General features: G+C 58.9%; 1 protein-coding gene. It reads right to left on the bottom strand.

Going from position 1 to position 2,129, the window contains the following annotated elements:
• Window positions 1-2,110: CRISPR-associated helicase Cas3' (gene cas3 / locus WAW17_RS15990; protein WP_422333927.1), on the bottom strand; the 2,110-nt coding region annotated here is incomplete at its 3' end.
• Window positions 2,111-2,129 lie beyond the last annotated feature (19 nt).

Here is a 2,129-nt window from a genome sequence, read left to right on the forward strand (position 1 = left end):
TCGTCACGATAAGCCCTTCGATGGGGTGGTAGCGAATGTCATAACCTGCAAGATTTGCACACCCCTCGGCATCGAGTTCGAGGACGAGCTCTCCTGCAAGCCATTTCGAGTCCTGCCAGCCGGCGTAACATCGCTGCTCCAACTCGTCCAGCGTTTGATCAATTCGCCACGATCCTGTGAGCTGCATGGGCAATCGCACCGTCGCAGTCAGAGCCTGTCTCGACAACACGGCACTGGGAGCGAAGTCCGTATCTATCACCCTGCCGCCACACTGCTCAGGAAGGTGAACGTTCTCGCCAATCCGTTGGGTGACAATAACCTCGATGCCCTCGTCCGTGTCACGCACCTTTGCTTGCCCCCGCGGGCCGTCGGCCTCACCGATGTTTTCTGCCAACCAGTTGACCAGAGTGTCCTCGGCGTACGGCCCTCCGAGGAGAAAGGATGACGCTTCAAGGCGTGTTCTATTGTTCTCCACAGCACCTTTGGCAGTTGCGTCACGATATTCCGACGCCCAAGTCTCCGGAATCGGCACATTTTCGCCGTAGGCGAGCTGTACGAGTTCTGCGATATCTCGAGGCAATTCAACGGTTCCGCCGGACCAGCGGTCACGCAGCACCGCCAACGTGCGAATCAGAAGTACGTCCGAATATATCCGGCTCGACGCCGTGATCGGCTCCGGAGGTTCGGAGGCCCAGTCCACCACGCCGGTGACAAAGAACCGCGGCGATCGCACCAGCTCCGGGCGGACCGTCGAACGGTGCCGGTGCAGTCGTCCCATCCGTTGGAAAAGCAGATCGATGGGCGCCATATCGCTGATCATGACATCGAAGTCGATATCGAGCGACTGCTCTATTACCTGTGTGCCCACCACAATTCGACGCGCGGGACGTGAACCTTGCGGACCCAACTGTTCGACCAGATCTGCCTCGAGATCGCTGCGATGCTGTGCAAGAAATCGCGAATGAACCAGCGTCACTTCGCCAGGGAACCGTGCGGACAACAGACGCGCAGTTTCCTGAGCACGCCCCACCGTATTTCTGACGACACCGGCACAACCGCCCTCTGCCAGCAGTTCGGACAACAAGTCGACAAGGGCATCCTCGTCGTCACGCAGTTGCGAAATCTCCACAACCGTCGGAGCAGAGGTGTCTTCGACGTCAATCGTCTGCACTCCAGAAGGCTGACAGACCGTGATCACCGGGTATCCGATGTCTCCTACCAAATCGCCACAGGCCTGCTCACCCGATTGATATGCCGTTACCAGCGCCACACGCTGTTCCGAAGGAAGCGTCGCTGACAACAAAATCACGGGGACACGATATGAGCCGAGCCACTCCAATGCGCGCTTCAGATACTCCCGCATGTAGACATCAGCCGCATGAACCTCGTCAATGATGACGACCTTGTTGGCAAATGCCAAGTGTCGCAGCACCACGTGCTTCGCCTTGAGCGCCGCGAACAGCAACTGATCAACAGTTCCGACAACAAATTCGGCAAGCAGCCCACGTTTACGCCCGGACATCCACGAATGCGCAATGACAGTCGCCCCGTGATCACACACGTCGTCGCCTACCAATCCCAATGCCGATTCGGATTGCAGTTCGCGGTAACTCGGGTTGAGCGCCGCCTTACTGTGCGCGAGCACAGCACTCGCTGCAGCCAATCCGTCTTGGGCCTCGATCCATCCGAGAACACGCTCGAACATCGCATTGGACGTGGCCATCGTCGGCAAGGCAAAGAAGACCCCGCCCTGCCCGAACTTCTCAGCCAGCACCTCAGCGACAGCCAGTGCCGCTTCCGTCTTTCCCGTACCCATTGCCGCCTCGATAACCAGCATCCCAGGCTCAACCATCGCACGAGCAGCATCTACCGCCGCGACCTGCATCGAGCGCGGCTCAGCGTCGTCGGGCAACTGAAAACGTGCCTTCAACAGTGCAGCGAGGTCTTCCGGCGGATGTGCTTCCCACGGTGGTAAGAACGCAAGCCGGTCCCACATCTCTTCCGCGGTGCCGACTGACTCTCGAGCTTGTCCCAGCGGAAAGAAGTCGTCATTGCTGGCGATCCAATCGGACATGATCACGAACCCGGTCCACAATGCCTGTTCCTGCACACTCAGCGCACGTGCAGAC

This window comes from Rhodococcus sp. (in: high G+C Gram-positive bacteria) (assembly GCF_049286785.1).
Lineage (GTDB): Bacteria > Actinomycetota > Actinomycetes > Mycobacteriales > Mycobacteriaceae > Rhodococcus_F.